Origin of the sequence: Shigella sp. FC1967 (assembly GCF_001743005.1) — a bacterium.
Taxonomy (GTDB): Bacteria; Pseudomonadota; Gammaproteobacteria; order Enterobacterales; family Enterobacteriaceae; genus Proteus.
In genome coordinates this window covers 1-312 of sequence record NZ_MIIZ01000042.1, presented here as the reverse complement: position 1 = coordinate 312, position 312 = coordinate 1, and the positions used below count along the sequence as shown (strand labels likewise).

1 tRNA gene is annotated in these 312 nt (G+C 47.8%); it reads left to right on the top strand.

From position 1 onward, the window contains the following. Window positions 1-113: 113 nt before the first annotated feature. Window positions 114-189: transfer RNA gene (locus tag BHE89_RS00285), tRNA-Glu, on the top strand. Window positions 190-312: the final 123 nt, after the last annotated feature.

Below are 312 nucleotides of genomic sequence, written 5' to 3'. Positions count from 1 at the left end.
GGGGAACCTGCGGTTGGATCACCTCCTTACCTAAGAGATACGTGTTATGTGCAGTGCTCACACAGATTGTCTGATGAAGAACGAGCAAAAGCGCGTCTGCGAAGCTGACTGAAGTCCCCTTCGTCTAGAGGCCTAGGACACCGCCCTTTCACGGCGGTAACAGGGGTTCGAATCCCCTAGGGGACGCCAATGCGCGGTATGAGTGAAAGGCGTACCACACTATATCTGATGAAAATCAGGGAATAGTTAAGATAATTCAAGCGAGTTATTTTACCTATTATGCTCTTTAACAATCTGGAACAAGCTGAAAAA